Below are 21075 nucleotides of genomic sequence, written 5' to 3' on the forward strand. Positions count from 1 at the left end.
GCGCTCAGCGCGCGAGGTAGAAGGCCAGCGCCAGGCCGAGCGCGGCGATCAGCAGCGCGAGCACCGTCGCCGCCGCGCTCGAATAGCCGGGCGGCCGGTCCTCGGCCGGCAGATGGCGCAGGTAACGGCGATGCTGCACGGCGCCGAGCGCGATCGTCAGGCTGCCGAACACGACCAGCGTGACGCCGAGCGGACCGGACAGCCCGCCCGCGTCGGCGCGCGCCTGCGGCAGTTCGAGCGCGAGCAGGCGCAGGAACAGGCCGAAGCGCTCGACGACGAAGCCGAGCGCGACGATCGTCAGCCCGGTCCTGATCCAGGCCAGCAGCGTGCGCTCGGCGGCGAAGAAGATGCGAGGGTCGTTGGCCATGTGCCGGCAGCATAGCGGCGCCGGTGCGGCAAACGAAACCGCGGGCCCGGCGCGATCCGGGCGCGCATGCGCCGGCGCTTCGTTTTTCGGGTCGCCATCCTGTGCGCGCCGCACCGCGCTACCCCCGCGCCGCCCGGGGCCCGACCCGCGGCTGCGGAGACTCTCCTCGCCGGGCCCTGCGGCGGCATCGTCGCGCCCACGAAAAAGCCCTCCTTGCGGAGGGCTTTTTCGTACGGCCGGGAACGCGGTTTCAGCGCTGCGCGAGCGGCGAGACCGAGCGCTCCGGCGCGCCGGTGTAGACCTGGCGCGGGCGGGCGATGCGCATCGCCGGATCGGCGATCATCTCGGCCCAGTGCGCGACCCAGCCGACGGTGCGGGCGATCGCGAACATCGGCGTGAACATGTTCACCGGGATGCCGAGCGCCTTGTAGATGATGCCCGAGTAGAAGTCGACGTTCGGGTACAGCTTGCGCGCCTTGAAGTAGTCGTCGTTCAGCGCGATCTCTTCGAGCTTCATCGCCAGTTCGAGCTGCGGATCGTTGACGTTCAGCGCCTTGAGCACCTTGTGGCACTGCTCGCGGATGATCGTCGCGCGCGGGTCGAAGTTCTTGTAGACGCGGTGGCCGAAGCCCATCAGGCGCACGCCCGACTGCTTGTCCTTGACCTTGTCCATGAAGCCCTGCACGTGCTTCACGTCGCCGATTTCGTCGAGCATGTTCAGCACGGCCTCGTTGGCGCCGCCGTGCGACGGACCCCACAGCGCGGCGATGCCGGCGGCGATCGCGGCGTACGGGTTGGTGCCGGTGCTGCCGGCCATGCGCACCGTCGAGGTCGAGGCGTTCTGCTCGTGGTCGGCGTGCAGGATGAAGAGGATGTCGAGCGCCTTGGCGGCGACCGGGTTGACGTGGTACGGCTCGGCCGGCACCGCGAACATCATGTGCAGCAGGTTGCTGCAGTAGTCGAGATGGTTCTGCGGGTACATGAACGGCTGGCCGACATGACGCTTGTACGCGGCCGCGGCGATCGTCGGGATCTTGGCGATCATGCGGTGCGCGAAGATCTCGCGGTGGCGCGGATCCTTGTTGTTGGTCGTGTCGTGGTAGAACGCCGACAGCGAGCCGACGACGCCGGTCAGCATCGCCATCGGGTGCGCGTCGTAGCGGAAGCCGCTGAAGAAGCCCTTCAGCGACTCGTTGATCATCGTGTGCTTGCGGATGCTCTGGTCGAACGCTTCGAGCTCGGCGGCGTTCGGCAGTTCGCCGTTGAGGATCAGGTACGCGACCTCGATGAACGAGCAGTGCTCGGCGAGCTGGGCGACCGGATAGCCGCGGTACAGCAGCACGCCGGCGTCGCCGTCGATATAGGTGATCGCCGACTTCGTCGAACAGGTCGACGAGAAGCCCGGGTCATACGTGAAAACGCCAGCCTTGTCGTAGACCTTGCCGACGTCGAGGCCGACGGGGCCGAGAGTGCCGCCGACGGCGGGCAGGTCGATCTTCTCCCCGTTGGCGTTGTTGACCAGGCTGAAGCTAGGCGTGCTCATGATGACCTCTTCTTGAACTGGGGATAGTTATGCCGGGCGGAGCGCCGACAGCCGCGCGACGCCACTGTCGACAGCCGCACGGGCAACCGCCGGCGCCACGACATCGCGCAGGCGGGGGTCGAGCGGCTTGGGGATGATGTACTCCGGACCGAACGACAGCGATTTTAACCCATATGCGGCCAGCACTTCCGCCGGCACCGCTTGCCGGGTCAGGGCCGCCAGGGCGCGCACCGCGGCGACCTTCATGGCGCCGTTGATGAGCCGGGCGCGCACGTCGAGCGCGCCGCGGAACAGGAACGGGAAGCACAGGACGTTGTTGACCTGATTGGGGTAGTCGCTGCGCCCGGTTGCCATGATCAGGTCGTTACGCACTTTCAGTGCCACTTCCGGGCGGATTTCCGGCACCGGATTCGACAGCGCGAAGACGATCGGCCGCTCGTTCATCAGCATCAGCCATTCGTCGCGAACCAGGTCCGGGCCCGACAGGCCGATGAAGACGTCGGCACCGGCCAGTGCGCCGGCCAGCGTGCGGCGCTCCGAGGGTTCGGCGGCGAACTCGCGCTTCTCCGGATTGAGCGTCGCGTAGTCCTCGCGCCCGGTATGGATCACGCCCTTGCGGTCGACCAGCAGCAGGTTCTCGCGCCGCGCACCAAGTTCGAGCGCGAGGCGCATCGAGGCGATGCCGGCGGCGCCGGCGCCGAGACAGACGATGCGCGCTTCGTCGATCGTCTTGCCCTGCAGTTCCAGCGCGTTGAGCAGACCGGCGCAGAGCACGATCGCGGTGCCGTGCTGGTCGTCATGGAAGACCGGGATGTCGCAGCGCTCGACCAGCGCCCGCTCGATCTCGAAACAGGCCGGTGCGGCGATGTCCTCCAGATTGATGCCGCCGAAGGTGCCGCTGATGCGGGCGACGGTGTCGATGAATTCCTGCGGGTCCTTGGTATCGACCTCGATGTCGAAGACGTCGATGTCGGCGAACTTCTTGAACAGCACCGCCTTGCCTTCCATCACCGGCTTGCCGGCGAGCGCGCCGCAGTCGCCGAGGCCGAGCACCGCGGTGCCGTTCGAGATCACGGCGACGAGATTGCCCTTGGCGGTGTAGCGGTAGGCCGCTTCGGCGTCCTGCTGGATCGCCAGCACCGGCTCGGCGACACCCGGGCTGTAGGCCAGCGACAAGTCGCCGGGGCCTTCGACCGGCTTGGTGATCGCGATGCCGAGTTTTCCGGGGCGCGGGAATTCGTGATAGTCGAGCGCGGCCTGCTGCAGCTCGGCCGGCGTCGGGTCGGAAGCGTTCATGATCGTCGCAGTGCCTTCTGCCTGGATGCGCGAAATTAGAGGGCGCGCATTGTCGCGGCGGCAGGGCACGCGCGCACACGGCCGCAGGACGTGGCCGGCGCTGGCGCTGCAGCAAATGCGGGCCGCCGGCCGGCAGCGGCGGGCAACGAAAAAGGCCGCGCTTGCGCGCGGCCTTCGGGTCCTGCAAACGGCTGTGCGGCTTACTTCTTGCCGTAGCGCGCCTTGAACTTGCCAACGCGGCCGCCGGTGTCGACGACCTTCTGCTTGCCCGTGTAGAACGGGTGCGACAGGCTGGAGGTGTCGAGGCTGACCAGCGGATACTCGGTGCCGTCGATCGTGATCGTTTCCCGCGTCTTCACCGTTGAACCGATGATGAACACGTGATCAGCGGCGCCGTCCTTGAACGCGACCGGGCGGTACTCGGGGTGGATGCCGTCTCTCATGGGGAAAACCTTCACGCAAAAGCTCGAAAGGGCGCGAAGTTTAATGTCGCTGCGCTGCGATCGCAAGTCCGCGCCGCTTCAGACTTGCGGCTGGCGGATGACGACGGTGCCGGCGATCTTGTCGTGCCAGCCCTGCTTGCGTGCGTCGAACGCCACCCACAGCAGGCCGAGACAGAACGGCAGCGTCGACACGAAGTAGCCGAGGTAGCGCGCCAGGTATTGCTTCCAGCTCGGCTTGCCGAAGGTGGCGGCGTCGACGATGACGGCGTTGATGATCATCTTGCCGGGCGTCGCCATGCGCGTCAGCCAGAACGCCAGCACCACGGCGCCGATCATCAGCTGCACCGTCAGCTGCGCGTACGGGTCCTCTTCGTTGATGCCGATGCCGAACAGGCCGAGCAGCAGCGCCATCGGCACCAGCGCGAAGAGCACGACGATCGAGTCGATCATGCTGGCGAACACGCGCGCCCAGAAGCCGACGTAGTGCACCGTCGGGATCGTGGCGCCGGCGTTGCCGACGCTCATTTCGCTGACTTCATCCATCGCTGCGGCCTTCCTTCAGTCGCTTTCCGGTTCCACATTCACTGTACAGCCTTCGCCGTCGGCCCGGACCTGCACGCGCACCGTCATCGGCCGGCAGCAGACCGGGCAGTCCTCGGCATAGACCTGTTCGTCGCCGGCCGACAGGTCGATCTCCAGGACGATTTCCTCCCAGCAGGCCGGACAGGTGACGGTGATTTCATCGAGCATGGCGCGGCTCCGGGCGGCGATTGGGGCCTGTTAACGCGGCGCTGCAGTGTCGCAGAGCGCCGTGCGCGCGTCATGCGCGACTGACGCTTCAGAGAAAGAGTCCGAGCAGGCCGTTGAGATGGCGGTGGCCGAGTTCGGTCGGCCACACGCGGCCGTCGCGTTCCTCGATCAGGCCGCGCGCGCGCGCCGTCGCCGCCGCTGCCAGCGCCGCCCAGTCGAGGCCGGTGCGTGCGCGATAGTCGGCGATGGCGAAGCCATCGTTGAGGCGCAGTGCGTTCATCAGGAATTCGAGCGGCCGTTCGGCTTCCGTCACGTGGCGCCGCTCCTGCACGGCGCCGTCGCCGCCGGCGCGTTCGAGGTAGGTGCGCGGATGCTTGTGCCGGGCGCGGCGCTCGATCTGCAGGCCGCCGCCGGCAAGCGTGTCGCCCGCGGCGCTGCGCTTGCCGTGCGCGCCGGCGCCGATGCCGAGATAGTCGCCGAAGTGCCAGTAGTTCAGGTTGTGGCGCGCGCGCCGGTCCGGCTGGGCGTACGCCGACACCTCGTACTGCGCGTAGCCGTGCGCGGCGAGCAAGGCCTGGCCTTGCAGCTGCATGTCCCAGGCCTGCTCGTCATCGGGCACCGGCGGCGGCCGCGCGCCGAACTCGGTGTTCGGCTCCAGCGTCAGCTGGTAATACGACAGGTGCTCGGGTGCCAGCGCCAGCGCCGCGCGCAGATCGGCGGCAGCCTCGTCCGGCGTCTGCTGCGGCAGCGCGTACATCAGATCCAGATTGATGTTGGCAAAGCCGGCGCGGCGCGCGAGTTCGTAGGCGGCGATCGCCTCGCCACGGTCGTGAATGCGGCCGAGCCGCTTCAGGTGCGCGTCGTTCAGGCTTTGCACGCCGATCGACAGGCGGTTGACGCCGGCGGCGACGTAGCCGGCGAAGTGCGCCGCCTCGGCCGTGCCGGGGTTGGCCTCCAGCGTGATCTCGATGTCGGGCGCGAACGGCAGACGCCGGTTCACGCCGTCGAGCGCGCGGCCGATCGCGCGGTCCGAGAACAGGCTCGGCGTGCCGCCGCCCATGAAGATGCTCGTCAGCGGCCGCGGGTCCGCCATCTCGCGCAGCTCGAAGTCGAGATCGCGCAGCAGCGCGTCGACGTAGGCGTCTTCCGGAATCTCGCCGCGCAGCGCGTGCGAGTTGAAGTCGCAGTACGGGCATTTGCGCACGCACCACGGAAAATGCAGATAAAGGGACAGTGGGATCGCCGGATCAGCCGGACTGCCTTGAATGGCAGTCCGGCCCGGCGATCGCCCGGCCAGGGATGGCCGGGCCGGGGCTCGATCCGGCACAGAGGCCTCGCCAGGGACGGCAGTCCGGGTCTTCATCGGCAGCCGATCCGCGGACTGCCTTGAAGGGCAGTCCGGCCCGGCGATCGCCCGGCCAGGGATGGCCGGGCCGGGGCTCGATCCGGCATAGAGGTCTCGCCAGGGATGGCAGTCCGGGTCTTCATCGGCAGCCGATCCGCGGACTGCCTTGAAGGGCCGTCCGGCCCGGCGATTGCGCGGCCGGCGATCGCCCGGCCGGGGTCTGATCCGGCGCAGAGGTTTTGTCCGGGATGGCGGAAGCGTTCTTCATGGCGCCGGACACGGCGTCGCCGTTCACGTTCCCGCGTTCCGTCTTCACCGCTGCAGCTGGCGCAGCAGCTCGGCGCTGGCGCGGGCGCGGTGCGAGAGGCGGTTCTTCATTTGCGGCGGCAGTTCGGCGGCGCTGCAGCCGCGTTCGGCGACCCAGAACAGCGGGTCGTAGCCGAAGCCGTTGGCGCCCTGCGGCGCGCGCAGGATGCGTCCCGGCCAGAACCCCTGTGCGAGCAGCGGCACCGGATCGTCGGCGTGGCGCAGCATCGCCAGCACGCTGACGAAGCGCGCGCCGCGCCGTTCGTCGGGCACGTCGCGCAGCGCATCGAGCAGCCTGGCGTTGTTGGCGCGGTCGCGTTCGGGCTGGCTCGCGTCGATGCCGGCGTAGCGCGCCGAGCGCACGCCGGGCGCGCCGTTCAGCGCTTCGACTTCGAGTCCCGAATCATCGGCGAGCGCCGGCAGGCCCGAGACCTGCGCAGCGTGGCGGGCCTTGATCAGGGCGTTCTCGACGAAGCTCGGCGCCGTTTCCTCGGGCTCGACGGCGCTGAACTCGGAGACCAGGCGCAGGCGATAGCCGAGCGGCGCGAGCAGCGCCTGCATTTCGCCGAGCTTCTTGGCGTTGCGCGAGGCCAGCACCAGCTCGCCGCGGTCCGGCTCGACGGCCGAGGCGCGCGGCCCGTCGCTGATCAGGCGCTTGCCGTAGCTGAGCACGGCGTCGCGCGCGTAGCCGAGGCGCTCGTAGAACAGCACGGCGTCGAGATTGCCGTCGCGGACCTGCAGATTGAGTTTCGGCGCGCCGAGGCCGGCGACGTAGGTCTCGGCGGCGGCCATCAGCGTGCGGCCGATGCCGCGGTGGCGATGCGTCGGGTGCACGGCCAGGTAATTGACCCAGCCGCGATGGCCGTCGTAGCCGGCCATCACGCTGCCGACGATCACGTCGTCGAGCACGACGATCAGGAAGCCCTCGGCCTGCAGCGCCTGCTTGCGGGCGATGTCGCGGCGCGGGTCGTTCCAGGGGCGCGTCAGTCCGCAGTCCTGCCATAGCGCGACGACGGCCTCGGCGTCGGTGTCGCGGTACGGCCGGATCTGCACCGGATCAGCCCTGCAGCGCGGCGCGCTGCGCCTCGATCAGCTGGGCGATGCCCTGGGTGGCGAGATCGAGCAGCTGGTTCAGTTCGTCGCGGCGGAAGGCATGGCCTTCGGCGGTGCCCTGCACCTCGATGAACTGGCCGGCCTCGTTCATGACGACGTTCATGTCGCATTCGCAGCCCGAGTCCTCGCGATAGTCGAGATCGAGCACCGGCTTGCCGGCGTGGATGCCGACCGAAATCGCGGCGACCTGGCCGAACAGCGGGTTCTTCTTGATCTTGCCGGACTTGCGCACGGCGGCGACCGCATCGGCGAGCGCGACGTAGCCGCCGGTGATCGCCGCAGTGCGCGTGCCGCCGTCGGCCTGCAGCACGTCGCAGTCGATGGTGATCGTGTACGGGCCGAGCGCGTCGAGATCGACGCAGGCGCGCAGCGAGCGGCCGATCAGGCGCTGGATCTCCTGCGTGCGGCCGGACTGCTTGCCCTGCGCCGCCTCGCGGCGGCTGCGGTCGTGCGTGGCGCGCGGCAGCATGCCGTATTCGGCGGTGACCCAGCCGCCTTCCTTCTTCCAGGCCGGGCCGCGTTCCTCGACGCTGGCGGTGCATAGCACGCGCGTGTCGCCGAAGCTAACGAGCACCGAGCCCTCGGCGTGCTTGGTGTAGCCGCGGACGATCGAAACGGGGCGAAGCTCGTCGGCGCGGCGGCCGGAGGCGCGGAGCAGGGGATCAGTCACGGAGTGCGGCGGGGCGGCGAATGGCCGCGGAGTATACCGCGCCACGGCAGGCGCCAGCCGAGCAGCACCAGCAGCAGCGCCAGGTACAGCAAGGGTTCGCGCCGATCGGCCTTGACCAGCCACAGGTAATGCACGACGCCGAGCAGGGCCGCCGCGTAGATCAGGCGGTGCAGCTGCGCCCAGCGCCGCTTCAGGCGCCGCTGCCAGGCCTGCGTCGAGGTGATCGCCAGCGGCACCAGCAGCAGCCAGGCGGCGAAGCCGATCGCGATGTAGCTGCGCTTGACGAGGTCGTCGGCGAGTGCCGCCGGCGAGCCTTCGAGGTCGAAGGTCAGGTAGATCGCGAAGTGCAGGCAGATCCAGAAGAACGCCCAGAGGCCGAGCGCGCGGCGTACGCGGACCGGTTCGGACCAGCCGCTGATGCGGCGCAGCGGCGTCATCGCCAGCGTCGCCAGCAGCAGGCGCAGCGACCAGTCGCCGGCGTAGTGCTCCAGGAACTCGACCGGGTTGGCGCCGAGCCGCGACTGCAGCACGCGGACGGCCAGCCACAGCAGCGGCGCGAGGCCCAGCGCCCACGCGGCCAGGCGCCAGCCCCAGAGGCGAACGGTCGGGCCGGGCGCCGGCATCAGTAGTTCTGCTTCAGGTCCATGCCGGCATAGAGCGAGGCGACTTCCGGATAGCCGTTGAACATCAGGGTGTCGCGCTTGAACAGCTCGCCGAGGCGGCGCTCCTTGGCCTGGCTCCAGCGCGGATGGTCGACATTCGGATTGACGTTCGAATAGAAGCCGTACTCGCTCGCCGCCATGCGGTTCCAGGTGGTCGGCGGCTGTTTCTCGACGAAGCGGATGCGCACGATCGACTTGATGCTCTTGAAGCCGTACTTCCACGGCACCGTCAGGCGCAGCGGCGCGCCGTTCTGGTTCGGCAGCACGCGGCCGTACATGCCGACGGTGAGCATCGTCAGCGGGTGCATGGCCTCGTCGATGCGCAGGCCCTCGACGTACGGCCAGTCGAGCACGCCGTAACGCGTGTCCGGCATCTGCTTCGGGTCGTACAGGGTCTCGAAGGCGACGTACCTGGCCTTCGAGGTCGGCTTGTAGCGCTTGAGGAAGTCGCCGAGCGGCAGGCCGACCCAGGGCACGACGATGCTCCAGGCTTCGACGCAGCGATGCCGGTAGATGCGTTCTTCGAGGCGGCCGGCGATCAGCGTGTCGATGTCGGCGCGGCCCGGCGCCTCGCATTCGCCGTCGACGACGACCGTCCACGGCCGTGTCTTCAGCGAGCCGGCGTTGCGCGCGGGATCGTCCTTGTCGCTGCCGAACTCGTAGTAGTTGTTGTAGGTGCTGACGGTCTCGAAGTCGGTCACCTTCTCGCCGCCGGCCTGATCGCGATGCGCGGCGACGTTCAGCGCCGCCAGCGCCGGCGCTGAGGCCTTCGCCGTCGCCAGCCCCGGCAGCGCCAGCGCCGCGGCGCCGAGGCCGAGGCCACCGAGCACGCGGCGGCGGCTGAGGTACAGCGTTTCCGGCGTGACGTCGGATTCGCGCAGCGCGTGCGGCGGCAGGATGCGGATCAGCATGCGGGGGCTCCGGTGAGGGACGAACGGTCCGGCATGGACCACGGCGGACGCCGGGCGTTCGCCGCTACCATATGCGTTTGTACGAACGAACACGAAATCCGGACGCGCAGTGCCATGAATGTCGATGAACTGGCCGAAACCTTTGAAATGCTCGGCGACTGGGAGGAGCGCTACCGCTACCTCATCGAGCTCGGCCGCAAGCTGCCGCCGATGCCGGACGGCGCGCACGTCGACGCCAACAAGGTGCGCGGCTGCATGTCGCAGGTGTGGCTGACGCACGAGGTCCGGCCGGGGCCGCCGAAGACCCTGGAATTCCGCGGCGATTCCGACGCGCACATCGTCAAGGGCCTGATCGCCGTGCTGTTCATGCTGACGTCCGGCAAGACGCCGCAGCAGATCCTCGCGCTCGACATCGGCAATGCCTTCGAGCGCCTCGGCCTGGAGAGCAATATCTCGATGAACCGCCGCAACGGCTTCTACGCGATGGTCGAGCGCATCAGGCAGATGGCGGCGGCCGAAGCCGCCTGAGGCGCGCACCGGAAGCGCGCGTGCCGGGCCGTCTGACGGCACCGTCACGAATGCGGCGCGCGCGGTTGCTAGAATCGGCCTGCCGTCGCTCGACGGCGCTCACCGGGTAGGGCTGGCATGGAACTGATTCCGATCATCTTCGTCGTCTTCGCGCTGGTGACGCTGTGGAAGGGCGTCGTCACCGTGCCGCAGGGCCGCGAGTACACGATCGAGCGCTTCGGCAAGTACCGCGCGACTTTCGAGCCCGGCCTGCACTGGATGATTCCGTACGTCGACAGCATCGGCAAAAAGCTGTCGATGATGGAGCAGGTGCTCGATGTGCCCTCGCAGGAGGTCATCACCAAGGACAACGCCATGGTCGGCGTCGACGGTGTGGTGTTCTTCCAGGTGCTCGACGCGCCGAAGGCGGCCTACGAGGTGCAGAGCCTCGAGTTCGCGATCATGCAGCTGACGATGACCAATCTGCGCACGGTCATGGGCTCGATGGATCTCGACGAGCTGCTCAGCCAGCGCGATCACATCAACACCAAGCTGCTGTCGGTGGTCGACAATGCGACCACGCCGTGGGGCATCAAGGTCACGCGCATCGAGATCAAGGACATCCGTCCGCCGCCGACGCTGGTCGAGGCGATGGCCCGGCAGATGAAGGCCGAGCGCGAGAAGCGCGCCAACATCCTCGACGCCGAAGGCTTCCGCCAGGCGGCGATCCTCAAGGCCGAGGGCGAGCGCCAGGCGCAGATCCTCGCTGCCGAGGCGCAGAAGCAGGAGCAGATCCTGGAGTCCGAAGGCCGCAAGGAAGCGGCGTTCCGCGACGCCGAAGGCCGCGAGCGTTCGGCCGAGGCCGAGGCCAAGGCGACGGCGATGGTCAGCGAGGCGATCGCCAAGGGCGACGTGCAGGCGATCAACTACTTCGTCGCGCAGAAGTACATCGAGGCGCTGGCGCGCATCGCTACCAGCCCGAACGAGAAGCTGGTGCTGATGCCGCTCGAAGCCTCGAGCGTGATCGGCGCGATCGGCGGCATCGCCGAACTCGCCAAGAAAGCGGCCGGCGGCAAGTAAGGAGCGGTCATGGCGCTCGACAGCATCGTCTGGTGGCACTGGTGGGTCGCCGGCCTGGTGTTCCTGACGCTGGAAGCCGTGCTGCCCGGCGCGATCTTCCTGTGGATGGGCGCGTCGGCCGCCGTCGTCGGCCTGCTCGCGCTGATCGTGCCGGCGCTCGGCTGGAAGGTCGAGTTCATCATCTTCGGCGTGCTGGCGATCGCCGCCGTGCTCGCCTGGCGGCGCTGGCGGCCGGCACCGGCGACGACCGACCAGCCGACGCTGAACCGCCGCGGCCAGTCCTACGTCGGCCGCCAGTTCACGCTCAGCGAGCCGCTGGTGAACGGCATCGGCACGCTGCGCGTCGACGATTCGCAGTGGCGCATCAGCGGGCCGGGCGACATGCCGGCGGGTGCCCAGGTCCGCGTCGTCGCCGCCGACGGCGCGACGCTGCGCGTCGAGCGCCTCTAGCGCCGCTCGCCCGCGCCGGCCCTTGCCGGCCGGCCGCAGGCGTGTAAGCTCAAGCCCCGATCCGCTTGAGCTTTCCGCGTTGCGCATGGCGACCCGTACCGAAAAGAATCTGCACGACCTGCACGAGCCGGCGGTGCACGGGCATCACATCGGTCCGCTCGAAATCCCCGATTCGCTGTACTCGCTCGGCGAGGAGATCGCGCACGCGGTGACGCACGGCGTCGGCGCGCTGCTGGCGATCGTCGGGCTGACCGCGCTGGTCGCGCGCGCCGCCCTGTACGGCAACGAGTGGCACGTCATCGCCTCCGCCGTGTTCGGCGCGACGCTGGTGCTGATGTACACGGCCTCGACGCTGTACCACTCGATCCCGCTGCCCGGCGCCAAGAAGGTGCTGCGCGTCATCGACCACTCGATGATCTACTTTCTGATCGCCGGCACCTACACGCCGTTCACGCTGGTGACGCTGCACGGCACCTGGGGCTGGAGCCTGTTCGCGCTGACCTGGGGTCTGGCCGCGGTCGGCGTGGTGTTCAAGATCTTCGCGACCGGCCGTTACGAGAAGCTGTCGCTGATCATCTATCTGGCGATGGGCTGGTGCGCGGTCGTCGCCATCCAGCCGATCCTCGAGCGCCTGGCGACCGGCGGCCTGCTGCTGACGCTGGCCGGCGGCCTCGCCTACAGCGGCGGCGTGGTGTTCTACGTCTGGGAGCGCCTGCGCTACCACCACGCGATCTGGCATCTGTTCGTGCTCGCCGGCAGCGTGCTGCAGTACTTCGCGATCTTCTTCTACGTGGTGCCGGGGCCGAACGGCTGAAGCGATGTCCGAGCACACCGATTTCGTCGCCAGCCCCTACCTCGTGCCGTTCGACGGCGGCTTTCGCGTCGGCAAGGCCGGCACCGCGCCGCCGAAGGACGCCGACAAGGATCTGGCCAGAGCCCGGCTCGCGGTCGAGGTCGAGGCGCTCGACGAGCTGCAGCGGCGGCTCTATGCCGACAACCGCCACGCCGTGCTGCTGGTCTTCCAGGCGATGGACGCGGCCGGCAAGGACAGCACGATTCGCGCGGTGCTGACCGGCGTCAATCCGGCCGGCTGCCAGGTGTCCTCGTTCAAGCGGCCGAGCGCCGAGGAACTCGATCACGACTTTCTCTGGCGCTGCATCCGCCAGCTGCCGGAGCGCGGCCGCATCGGCGTCTTCAACCGCAGCTGGTACGAGGAAGTGCTGACGGTGCGCGTGCATCCGGACAACCTCGACGCGCAGCGCTTGCCGTGGCGGCCGAAGGAAGAGGCCAAGCTGTGGCGCGAGCGCTACGAATCGATTTCCGACTTCGAGCGGCATCTGGCGCGCAACGGCACGGTGATTCTCAAGTTCTTCCTGAACGTGTCGCGCGCCGAGCAGCGCAAGCGCCTGCTCGACCGCCTCGACGAGCCGGACAAGAACTGGAAGTTCGAGGCCGGCGACCTCGCCGACCGCGCACGCTGGAACGACTATCAGGCGGCCTACGAGGACCTGCTCAACGCGACCTCGAAGTCCTGGGCGCCGTGGTACGCGATCCCGGCCGACGACAAGCCGTACATGCGCGCGACGGTGGCGGCGCTCATCGTCGCCCGGCTGCGCCAGCTCGACCTGCGCTACCCGCGGCTCGACGCCGACGCACGCGCCCAGCTCGCCAAGCTGCGCAAGCAGCTCGAAAGCGAGTGAGCCGGCGCGCCGGATTCTAGGGTTCCGCGTTCGAGGCGCGGTCGGCGCGGAACAGCGGCACCAGCAGCGGCGGCGCGATCATCGTCGTCGCCACCGCCATGAACAGCACGATCGCGAACACGTGATCGGAGATCACGCCGAGGCCGAGGCCGATCTGCGCGACGACGATGCCGACCTCGCCGCGCGGCGCCATGCCGACGCCGATCTGCGCGGCGCGGCGCCAGCCCAGATGGATCGCGCCGAGGCCGCAGCCGAAGAACTTGGTGACGACGGCCAGCAGCGTGACGATCACCGCGGCGAGCAGGGTCTCGCTGCTGGCCAGCACGTCGAGCTTGAGCTGCATGCCGATCGCGACGAGAAAGAACGGCGTGAAGAACTCGGTGATGCCGCGCACCTGCTGGTGGACGTCGTGCGAGCCCTCGGTCGCCTCGGCCAGCGCCATGCCGGCGAGGAAGGCGCCGATGATCGCGGCGATGCCGATCTCGGCGGCGACCGCGGCGAGGCCGAAGCACAGCACGATCGCGCCGGCCAGCAGCGAGTGGCCGATGCGCATCGAGACGAGGGTCGGCGTCAGGCGCGTCATCACGCGCGAGCCGACCGCGGCGACCAGCAACACGAAGCCGATCGACAGCGCCGCGGTCAGGCCGATCTCGGTGTAATTGATGCTGCCGCCGGCCATGCTCGCCACCACCGCCAGCACCAGCAGGCCGAGAATGTCGTCGATCACCGCGGCGCCGAGGATCACGCGGCTCGAAACCAGGTGCAGCAGGCCCATGCCGGACAGCACGCGGGCGGTGATGCCGACGCTGGTCGCGACCATCGCCGCGCCGAGGAACAGCGATTCGATGTCGCTATGTCCGGTTGCGGACATATAGCCCCAGCCGGCGACGAAGGGCACGGCGACGCCGAGCACGGCGACGGCGCCGGCGGTGCGGCCGACCTGGGCGATCGAGCTCGGCTTGGTCTCGAGGCCGACCGAGAACAGCAGGAAGATCACGCCGAGTTCCGACAGCGTCTGCGTGAGCAGGCCGGGCTCGACCCAGCCGAGCACGCTCGGGCCGATCAGCACACCGGCGAGGATCTCGCCGACCACCGAGGGCTGGCGCAGGCGCTCGAACACTTCGGCCAGCAGCTTGGCCGCCGCGAACATGATGAACAGCGTCAGCAGCAATTGGTCGGAATGCGCGGCGGCCTCGGGCGCGGCGCTCATGGGCGGACTCGGGTGGTGTTCATGATCGTGACACTGTGGCGCGCCGGCGGCGGACGATCAAGGCGGCGCGCGGGGATTCAGTCGGCGTCGTTGTCGTCGGGCAGCGGCAGATGGTGGACGTGGGCGCCGCGCTCGCCGCGCAGCGCCAGACGCAGCATCGCCTCGGCGACTTCGTCGGCCTGCACCGGCCGGTAGCGCTGCAGCGGTCCGGCGGCCAGCTTCGCCAGCAGCGGCGCGAAGCGCTGCGCGTAGGCTTCGCCGCGGCGGAACTCGCGGCGCTCGCCGAGCAGCAGCGACGGCCGCACGATGTGCACGGCCTCGAAGCCGACCGCGCGTACCGCCGCCTCCATGCGGCCCTTGACGCGCGAGTAGTAGGCGAGCGCGTGCTCGCTGGCGCCGACCGCGGAGATCACGATGAACTGCTGGGCGCCGGCCGCGTGCGTGGCGCGCGCCAGGTCGACGACCATGCGGTAGTCGACATCGGCGAACGCTTCCTTGGAACCCGCCGCGCGCAGCGTCGTGCCGAGGCAGCAGAACACGTCGTCGACCGCGAGCGCCGTTCCGAGTGCGGCGAGGTCGCCGAAGTCGGTGATGATCGTCGTCAGCTGCGGATGCTCGATGTCGAGCGGCCGCCGCGCGAGCACAACCACGCGCGTGTACGCCGGGTCGCGCAGCAAGCGGTCGACCACGCGATGCCCCACCAGCCCCGACGCTCCGGCGACGAGTGCGCTGCGCTCCATGCGATCCTATCCCCTTGTTGTCTACCGCCTGTTCGTGTGGCGCCGGATCGCGGCGCCGCGAAGCATTGCGGCCCTATATACCGCATCGCCGCGCGCGCTGGCAGTATGACGCCGCACCGAGAGCCGCCATGTCCCCTGTTTCCGACCGTTTCGAATTGCACGGCCGTCTCGCCGCCGACACGCTGCGCGTCGGCGACTGGCCGCTGTCGCGCGTGCTGCTGATGAACGACGCCCAGTATCCGTGGCTGATCCTGGTGCCGCGCCGCGCGGCGATCCGCGAGATCCACGAGCTCGACGAGGCCGATCAGCAGCAGCTGCTGCGCGAATCCAGCGCGCTCGGCCGCGAGCTGATGGCGCTGTACGGCGGCGACAAGCTCAACGTCGCCGCGCTCGGCAACATGGTGCCGCAGCTGCACGTGCACCATATCGTGCGTCGCCAGCGCGATCCGGCCTGGCCGGCGCCGGTCTGGGGTCGCCTGCCGCCGCGGCCCTACGACGCCGACGATGCCGAGGCTGCGCTGGCGACGCTGCGCCGACGATTGGCCGAACACTTCGTGCTCGACGTCTGAGCGGCGCTGGCCGGCGGCGGCGGCCTGTTCCTAGACTCGCCGACCGATAACGGGAGGTCAGGACATGGATACGGTCGCGGGCAAGACGCTGCTCATCACGGGCGCGGCGATGGGCATGGGCAAGCTGTACGCGCAGCTCGCGGCGCGCGAGGGCGCCGCCGCGATCGCGCTCTGGGACATCAACGCCGTCGAGCTCGACAAGACCGCCGCCGAGCTGCGCGCCCAGGGCCTGCGCGTCGTCGCCCAGGTCGTCGACGTCGCGCAGCGTGCGGCCATCGCCGCCGCCGCCGCCGAGCTGCGCACGACGCTCGGCACGCCGGACATCCTCATCAACAACGCCGGCATCATCCGCGGCAAGTACTTCTGGGAGCACGATCCGCAGAAGGACATCGAGATGACGATGGCGATCAACGCGCTGGCGCCGATGTACATCGCCCGCGAGTTCCTGCCGGACATGATCGCCGACCGCACCCGCGAGCGGCGCATCGTCAACATCTCCTCGGCGGCGAGCCTGGTGTCGAATCCGCGCATGAGCGTCTACTGCGCGTCGAAGTGGTCATGCACCGGCTGGAGCGATTCACTGCGCCTGGAGCTGGCGCAGGCCGGCCACGCGCACCTCAAGGTGCTGACGGTGTGTCCGACCTATATCGCGACCGGCATGTTCGACGGCGCCAAGCCGATGCTGATGACGCCGGTGATGACGCCGCAGTACGTCGTCGATCGCGTCTGGCGGGCGATGAAGCGCGGTCGCGGCCGCCTGATCCTGCCGTGGACCGTGTACCTGTCGAACGCCCTCAAGGGCCTGCTGCCGCTGCGCCTGTTCGACTGGTTCGCCGACCACGTGTTCGGCGTCTACCACTCGATGGACGATTTCCGCGAACGCAAGTGATGCACGTGCCGGCGCCGTTCGTCGCGCGCCGGCATACGCTGCGGCGGTGTGTCCGTCGCGCGTTTGTGCGCCGTGACAAGCTGTGCCGGCCGGCGGCGATTGTCCGCTGCCGGCCGGCACCTTATAAAGGCGCGCCGGCCGCCAGGGCCGGTGCGGCCCAGGGGGGGGGTCATGAAAAAGCAAAAGCAAAGGATGGCGGTTCCGGCCGCGTCGATCGCGGTCGTCATGGCGTTCGCCGGCTGCGCGAGCGAGGCGCCCAAGCCGGCGGCGCCGAAGAACATCTCGGCGCCGCTGAAGGCGGAAGGCCTGCTGCCGCCCGGCGTGTCGGCCGCGCTCAAGGCCGGTGACGCGGTGGCGCTGAAGGCGCCGACCTCGCTGCGCCTGACGCCGCTGCCGAACGCGCAGGCCGGCGATCTCCTGCCGGCCGGCACCCTGGTGCGCCTCAAGTCGCGCGTGCTCAACGCCCGCGGCTCGTGGTGGCTCGTCGACGCGCCGAACGCGTCGGGCTGGGTCGTCGAGGCGGAGCTGCTCAGACCCTGAGGGCGGTGCGCCGCCTTCGGCGCCTGCAAAAGAAAAGCGCCGGACGGTGAGCCGTCCGGCGCCGCTTGCGGGACTGCCTGCGGCCCGCGCTCAGAACGCGTAGTTCCACTGCAGGCCGATGATCTGCAGGTGCGACTTGAAGCTGCCCGCGACGTGCCCCTGGGTCTCGGTCTCGCCGGCCGCGGTGCTGTTCGGATGGCCTTCGTAGTCGTAGCTGCGGTCGATGCTCTGGTTCTGGATGAACACGTAGCTGTAGGCCACGTCGATCGAGCTGCGCTTCGACATCTGCCAGGTCGTGCCGAGCGACAGCCACTGGCGGTCGTTGTCGGGCAGCGTCGGCAGCACGTCGGTGCTGCTCGTCACCGGCGACTGGTCGTACATGTAGCCGCCGCGCAGCTTCCACGCCGCCGTCATCGCGTACGAGGCGCCGACCGAGGCCTTCCAGGTGTCGTCCCAGTCGGTCTTGATGTAGGTCGTGGTGATCGGCTGGGCCTCGATCGTCAGGTGCTGCAGGCTGCTGTGGCCGGTCCAGGTGACGTCGCCCATCAGCGCCAGACGCGCGCTGAGCTCGTGGTAGGCGTTCAGCGACACCGACTGCGGCGTCGTCACGTTGAGGTGGCCGTGCGCGGTGGTCGGGAAGTTGGCGAAGATGGCGTCGGCGTACGGCGCCAGCGGGCCGCTGGCGATGTAGGTGGCCAGCGGTGCGCTGTTCTGCAGCATCGCGTCGCCGGCGAGCTTCTGCTTGATCTCCGAGCGGTAGGCGAGGCCGAAGCGGGTGTGCGGATTCAGTTCGTAGAAGTAGCCGAGGTTGTAGCCCAGGCCCCAGGAATCGCCCTGGATGTGGAAGCGCATGTCTTCGACGCCGAGCGCGCCGACCGCGAGCGCCTGCACGGTGCCCGCCGGCAGGCCCAGTTCGGAGCCGATGCCGTACATCGCCTGCGCGGCGCTGACCTGGCGGGCCAGCGCGCCTTTGGCGTACTGCGCGACCAGGCCGATGCCGAAGCTCTGGTGCTCGTCGAACTTGAACGACAGCGACGGGTTGATGTTGAGCATCTCGACCGCGGTCTTGGTCGCGTAGTAGCGGCCGGCGAAGCCGTTGTCGTACTCGACCTTGGCGCCGAACGGTACGTAGAGGCCGAGACCGGCGACGACGCGCGGGCTGAGCCGGTGCGTCAGATAGAAGTGCGGCACGAAGGTGGTCTTCACCGGATCGCCGCCGTTGTCGCTGTCGACCGGCAGGCCGAGGCCGTTGGTGGTCGTGCCGCGTTCCTTGAACTCGAGTTCCGGCAGCACGACATTGGCGATCAGCGAGAACTGCGTGCCGGCCAGGCGCGACATGCCGGCCGGATTGCTGTAGATCACCGAGGCGTCGTTGGCTTCGGCGCCGTTGGCGTTGGCGGTGCTCTGCGCGGTGACGCTCTGCGTGCCGAAGTTGTAGCCGGACGCGAACGCCGCCGGTGCGCCGAGCACGGTCGCGGCCAGCGCGGTGAGGCGGAAACTGCGAAAGAGGGGGGACATGCAGATCTCCAGTGGGGGGAAGCGTGGCGGCCTGACGGTCGTGGCGGCGAGCGTGGGGCCTGCAGCCCTCTCTGGCGCTTCGGGTGCGGGCGGGAATGTTGCCGCGGGCAGGGAAGCCTCGCCGCGTGCCCTTTTCGGGGTCTGTCCGTGACGGTCGCGCGGGGCCGCTATTGTCGAGGCCGCCGTGCGCGACTCGCTTGACGCTGGTCAAGACATTGCCGCCGTTCGTCGGCGCGTGATTGCGGTTTCACGGTAACCTCGGTTGCCGGCGCGCTTGGCCGCCGTGGCCGGTGCCGGTTCGCGCGACGGCGAACGCCGGCGCGGCGCCGGTTCGCTAAGATGCTCGGCACCCAAGACAACGACAAACAGGGGAACACGAATGAACTATTTCGTGACTGGTGCGACGGGTTTCATCGGCAAATTTCTGGTCGGCGAGCTGCTGCAGCGTGCCGAGGCGAAGGTCTACGTGCTGGTGCGACCCAGCTCGCAGGACAAGTTCGAGGCGCTGCAGGCGCGCTTCGGCGAGGCCGGCGAGCGGCTGGTCGCGGTGCACGGCGACGTCACCGAGCCCGGTCTGATCGACGAGGCCGAGCGCAAGAAGCTCAAGGGCCACATCGCGCACGTCTTCCATCTCGCCGCCGTCTACGACATGGCGATGAGCGACGCGCAGGCCGACCGCATCAACATCGAGGGCACGCGCCATCTCGTCGAGTTCGCCAACGGCCTCGGCGGCGACGTGCACCTGCACCATGTCTCGAGCGTCGCCGTCGCCGGCAACGGCTACAACGGCCGCTTCACCGAGGACATGTTCGACGAGGGCCAGAAGCTCGAGCACCCGTACTACCGCTCGAAGTTCCAGTCCGAGAAGATCGTTCGCGAAGAGAGCAAGGTGCCGTTCCGGATCTATCGGCCGGGCGTCGTCGTCGGCTCGTCGGAAAGCGGCGAGATGGACAAGATCGACGGTCCCTACTACTTCTTCAAGACCATCCAGAAGCTCAGCTACGCGGTGCCGAAGTGGCTGCCGCTGCTCGGCATCGAGGGCGGCAAGGTGCCGATCGTGCCGGTCGATTACGTCGCCAAAGCGATCGTCACCATCGCGCACGAGAAAGGCCGTGACGGTCAGTGTTTCTGCCTGATCCAGTCGAAGTCGCCGAGCGTCGGCGACCTGCTGCAGACCCTGCTCGAAGTCGCGCACGGACCGGAGTTCGCGCGCCGGCTCGAACTGCCGGCGCTGCCGCTGGCGATGCGCGAGCTGGCCGGGCAGGTCAAGGGCCACGTCGCCGGGACTTCCTGGGGGCCGGCTGTCGAGAAGCGGGTCTCGAAGGCGATCGGCGTGCCGCTGTCGGTGGTCGCCTACGTCGGCAACCGCACGGTGTTCGACGATCGCAACACGCGCGCCGCGCTCAAGGGCACCGGTGTGCAGTGCCCGGACATCCGCGACTACGCCGACAAGCTGTGGCAGTACTGGGAGAAGTTCCTCGACGTCGAGACCCGTGTGCCGCGCGGCGCGGTGCAGAAGCTGACCGGCAAGGTCGCCGTCGTCACCGGCGCCTCGCGCGGCATCGGCCTGGTGGTATCGAAGAAGCTCGCCGCGGCCGGCGCCAAGGTCGTGCTGGTCTCGCGCAAGCGCGAGAAGCTCGAAGAGCTGCAGCAGATCATCGAACTCGCCGGCGGCGAGGCGCATGTCTATCCCTGCGACCTCAACGACCTCAACGCGATCGACGAGTGCTCGCAGGCGATCCTGCGCGACTTCGGCCATGTCGACATCCTGATCAACAACGCCGGCCGCTCGATCCGCCGCTCGGTGTTCGAGTCGTTCGACCGCTTCCACGACTTCGAGCGCACCATGCAGCTGAACTACTTCGGCGCCGTGCGCATGATCATGAACTTCCTGCCGTCGATGGCGAAGCACAAGAGCGGCCACATCATCAACATCAGCTCGATCGGCGTGCTCGCCAACGCCGCGCGCTTCTCGGCCTACGTCGCCTCCAAGGCCGCGCTCGACGCGTTCTCGCGCTGCCTGTCGGCCGAGGTCAAGCACAAGAACATCGAGGTCACGGCGATCTACATGCCGCTGGTGCGCACGCCGATGATCGCGCCGACCAAGCTCTACGACTACGTGCCGGCGTGGTCGCCGGAGAAGGCCGGCGACACGGTGATGAAGGCGCTGCTGAGTCGGCCGAAGTCGATCGCCACGCCGCTCGGCACCGCCGCCGCGGTTTCGTACGCGCTGTGGCCGAAGCTCAACGACTACATCCTCAACAAGGGCTTCCATCTGTTCCCGTCGTCGGATGCCGCCAAGGGACGCCGGGAAGGCGCCAAGCCGACGCTGGAGCAGGTGGTGTTCGCCAACCTGTTCAAGGGCGAGCACTTCTAGGCGTCCTCCGGCGATTGCGGCCGCGCTTCGGGCCGGCGGCGACGGCCGCCGGCCTTTTTCCGTGGCGCCGGCGCTGGCCGTCGCGCCGG

At 68.9% G+C, this 21075-nt stretch carries 23 protein-coding genes and 1 pseudogene; 9 read left to right on the plus strand and 15 right to left on the minus strand.

Annotated features, from left to right (window positions below; translation table 11 throughout):
* Positions 1-4 precede the first annotated feature (4 nt).
* From K343_RS0107195 to msrP, 12 genes and pseudogenes are all read right to left on the minus strand, one after another.
* The gene (locus tag K343_RS0107195; RefSeq protein WP_028007482.1) at positions 5-367 is read right to left on the minus strand and encodes a YidH family protein; all 363 of its coding nucleotides are present in this window, start codon (positions 365-367) and stop codon (positions 5-7) included.
* 250 nt (positions 368-617) lie between these two features.
* A complete protein-coding gene (locus K343_RS0107200) occupies positions 618-1910 on the minus strand; it encodes a citrate synthase (protein ID WP_028007483.1) in 1293 nt (430 codons plus the stop codon).
* 27 nt (positions 1911-1937) lie between these two features.
* Entirely contained in the window at positions 1938-3206 is a 1269-nt protein-coding gene (locus K343_RS0107205; RefSeq protein ID WP_028007484.1) for a malic enzyme-like NAD(P)-binding protein, read from the minus strand.
* Between the two features lie 200 nt (positions 3207-3406).
* Complete coding sequence (locus K343_RS0107210; protein ID WP_028007485.1) at positions 3407-3649, minus strand: type B 50S ribosomal protein L31; 243 nt, start codon at positions 3647-3649, stop codon at positions 3407-3409.
* Between the two features lie 78 nt (positions 3650-3727).
* The gene (locus K343_RS0107215; protein ID WP_051278025.1) at positions 3728-4192 is read right to left on the minus strand and encodes an RDD family protein; all 465 of its coding nucleotides are present in this window, start codon (positions 4190-4192) and stop codon (positions 3728-3730) included.
* Between the two features lie 15 nt (positions 4193-4207).
* Positions 4208-4399 carry a CPXCG motif-containing cysteine-rich protein gene (locus K343_RS0107220; protein ID WP_028007487.1) on the minus strand — a complete coding sequence of 64 codons (192 nt, stop codon included), beginning with the start codon at positions 4397-4399 and terminating at the stop codon, positions 4208-4210.
* A gap of 88 nt (positions 4400-4487) precedes the next feature.
* Positions 4488-5603: a radical SAM family heme chaperone HemW gene (gene hemW / locus K343_RS0107225; protein WP_245585136.1), complete on the minus strand. Its 1116-nt coding sequence runs from the start codon at positions 5601-5603 to the stop codon at positions 4488-4490.
* A gap of 453 nt (positions 5604-6056) precedes the next feature.
* Complete coding sequence (gene rdgB, locus K343_RS25275) at positions 6057-6698, minus strand: RdgB/HAM1 family non-canonical purine NTP pyrophosphatase (protein ID WP_366514395.1); 642 nt, start codon at positions 6696-6698, stop codon at positions 6057-6059.
* 3 nt (positions 6699-6701) lie between these two features.
* Positions 6702-7103: pseudogene (locus K343_RS25280) on the minus strand (GNAT family acetyltransferase); the annotation flags it as partial.
* A 4-nt stretch (positions 7104-7107) separates the two neighbouring features.
* Positions 7108-7821: a ribonuclease PH gene (gene rph, locus K343_RS0107235; RefSeq protein ID WP_043112281.1), complete on the minus strand. Its 714-nt coding sequence runs from the start codon at positions 7819-7821 to the stop codon at positions 7108-7110.
* Positions 7822-7829: 8 nt separating this feature from the next.
* Positions 7830-8456, minus strand: a complete 627-nt coding sequence (gene msrQ / locus K343_RS0107240; protein WP_028007491.1) for a protein-methionine-sulfoxide reductase heme-binding subunit MsrQ — start codon at positions 8454-8456, stop codon at positions 7830-7832.
* On the minus strand, positions 8456-9406 hold the full coding sequence (msrP, locus tag K343_RS0107245) for a protein-methionine-sulfoxide reductase catalytic subunit MsrP (RefSeq protein WP_028007492.1): 951 nt from the start codon (positions 9404-9406) through the stop codon (positions 8456-8458). The genes msrQ and msrP overlap by 1 nt, the downstream gene beginning before the upstream one ends.
* Before the next feature lie 114 nt (positions 9407-9520).
* Here msrP and K343_RS0107250 point away from each other — a divergent pair, with 114 nt between their 5' ends.
* From K343_RS0107250 to K343_RS0107270, 5 genes are all read left to right on the plus strand, one after another.
* Positions 9521-9934 (plus strand): SufE family protein, encoded by a 414-nt coding sequence (locus K343_RS0107250; protein WP_028007493.1) that lies wholly within the window; start codon positions 9521-9523, stop codon positions 9932-9934.
* Between the two features lie 117 nt (positions 9935-10051).
* The gene (locus tag K343_RS0107255) at positions 10052-10993 is read left to right on the plus strand and encodes an SPFH domain-containing protein (RefSeq protein ID WP_028007494.1); all 942 of its coding nucleotides are present in this window, start codon (positions 10052-10054) and stop codon (positions 10991-10993) included.
* Between the two features lie 9 nt (positions 10994-11002).
* Positions 11003-11443 carry an NfeD family protein gene (locus K343_RS0107260; RefSeq protein WP_028007495.1) on the plus strand — a complete coding sequence of 147 codons (441 nt, stop codon included), beginning with the start codon at positions 11003-11005 and terminating at the stop codon, positions 11441-11443.
* Positions 11444-11528: 85 nt separating this feature from the next.
* Complete coding sequence (gene trhA, locus K343_RS0107265; RefSeq protein WP_084615747.1) at positions 11529-12257, plus strand: PAQR family membrane homeostasis protein TrhA; 729 nt, start codon at positions 11529-11531, stop codon at positions 12255-12257.
* A 4-nt stretch (positions 12258-12261) separates the two neighbouring features.
* On the plus strand, positions 12262-13143 hold the full coding sequence (locus K343_RS0107270) for a PPK2 family polyphosphate kinase (protein WP_028007497.1): 882 nt from the start codon (positions 12262-12264) through the stop codon (positions 13141-13143).
* A 16-nt stretch (positions 13144-13159) separates the two neighbouring features.
* Here the strand turns inward: K343_RS0107270 and K343_RS0107275 are convergent, their stop codons facing one another.
* Complete coding sequence (locus tag K343_RS0107275) at positions 13160-14353, minus strand: cation:proton antiporter (RefSeq protein WP_028007498.1); 1194 nt, start codon at positions 14351-14353, stop codon at positions 13160-13162.
* A 77-nt stretch (positions 14354-14430) separates the two neighbouring features.
* A complete protein-coding gene (locus K343_RS0107280; protein ID WP_028007499.1) occupies positions 14431-15093 on the minus strand; it encodes an NAD(P)H-binding protein in 663 nt (220 codons plus the stop codon).
* A 128-nt stretch (positions 15094-15221) separates the two neighbouring features.
* Here K343_RS0107280 and K343_RS0107285 point away from each other — a divergent pair, with 128 nt between their 5' ends.
* From K343_RS0107285 to K343_RS0107295, 3 genes are all read left to right on the plus strand, one after another.
* Positions 15222-15662, plus strand: coding sequence for an HIT domain-containing protein (locus tag K343_RS0107285; RefSeq protein WP_028007500.1), 441 nt, complete (start codon positions 15222-15224; stop codon positions 15660-15662).
* A gap of 64 nt (positions 15663-15726) precedes the next feature.
* Positions 15727-16551, plus strand: coding sequence for an SDR family NAD(P)-dependent oxidoreductase (locus K343_RS0107290; protein ID WP_028007501.1), 825 nt, complete (start codon positions 15727-15729; stop codon positions 16549-16551).
* Positions 16552-16743: 192 nt separating this feature from the next.
* Positions 16744-17091 (plus strand): hypothetical protein, encoded by a 348-nt coding sequence (locus tag K343_RS0107295; RefSeq protein WP_028007502.1) that lies wholly within the window; start codon positions 16744-16746, stop codon positions 17089-17091.
* Positions 17092-17181: 90 nt separating this feature from the next.
* On the opposite strand, the gene K343_RS21290 is transcribed toward K343_RS0107295, so the two are convergent.
* Positions 17182-18609, minus strand: coding sequence for an OmpP1/FadL family transporter (locus K343_RS21290; protein WP_051278026.1), 1428 nt, complete (start codon positions 18607-18609; stop codon positions 17182-17184).
* A 379-nt stretch (positions 18610-18988) separates the two neighbouring features.
* Between K343_RS21290 and K343_RS0107305 the strand changes: the two genes are divergently transcribed.
* Complete coding sequence (locus tag K343_RS0107305) at positions 18989-20986, plus strand: SDR family oxidoreductase (RefSeq protein WP_028007503.1); 1998 nt, start codon at positions 18989-18991, stop codon at positions 20984-20986.
* Positions 20987-21075: the final 89 nt, after the last annotated feature.

The sequence above is a fragment of the Solimonas flava DSM 18980 genome (assembly GCF_000426685.1).
Lineage (GTDB): Bacteria > Pseudomonadota > Gammaproteobacteria > Nevskiales > Nevskiaceae > Solimonas > Solimonas flava.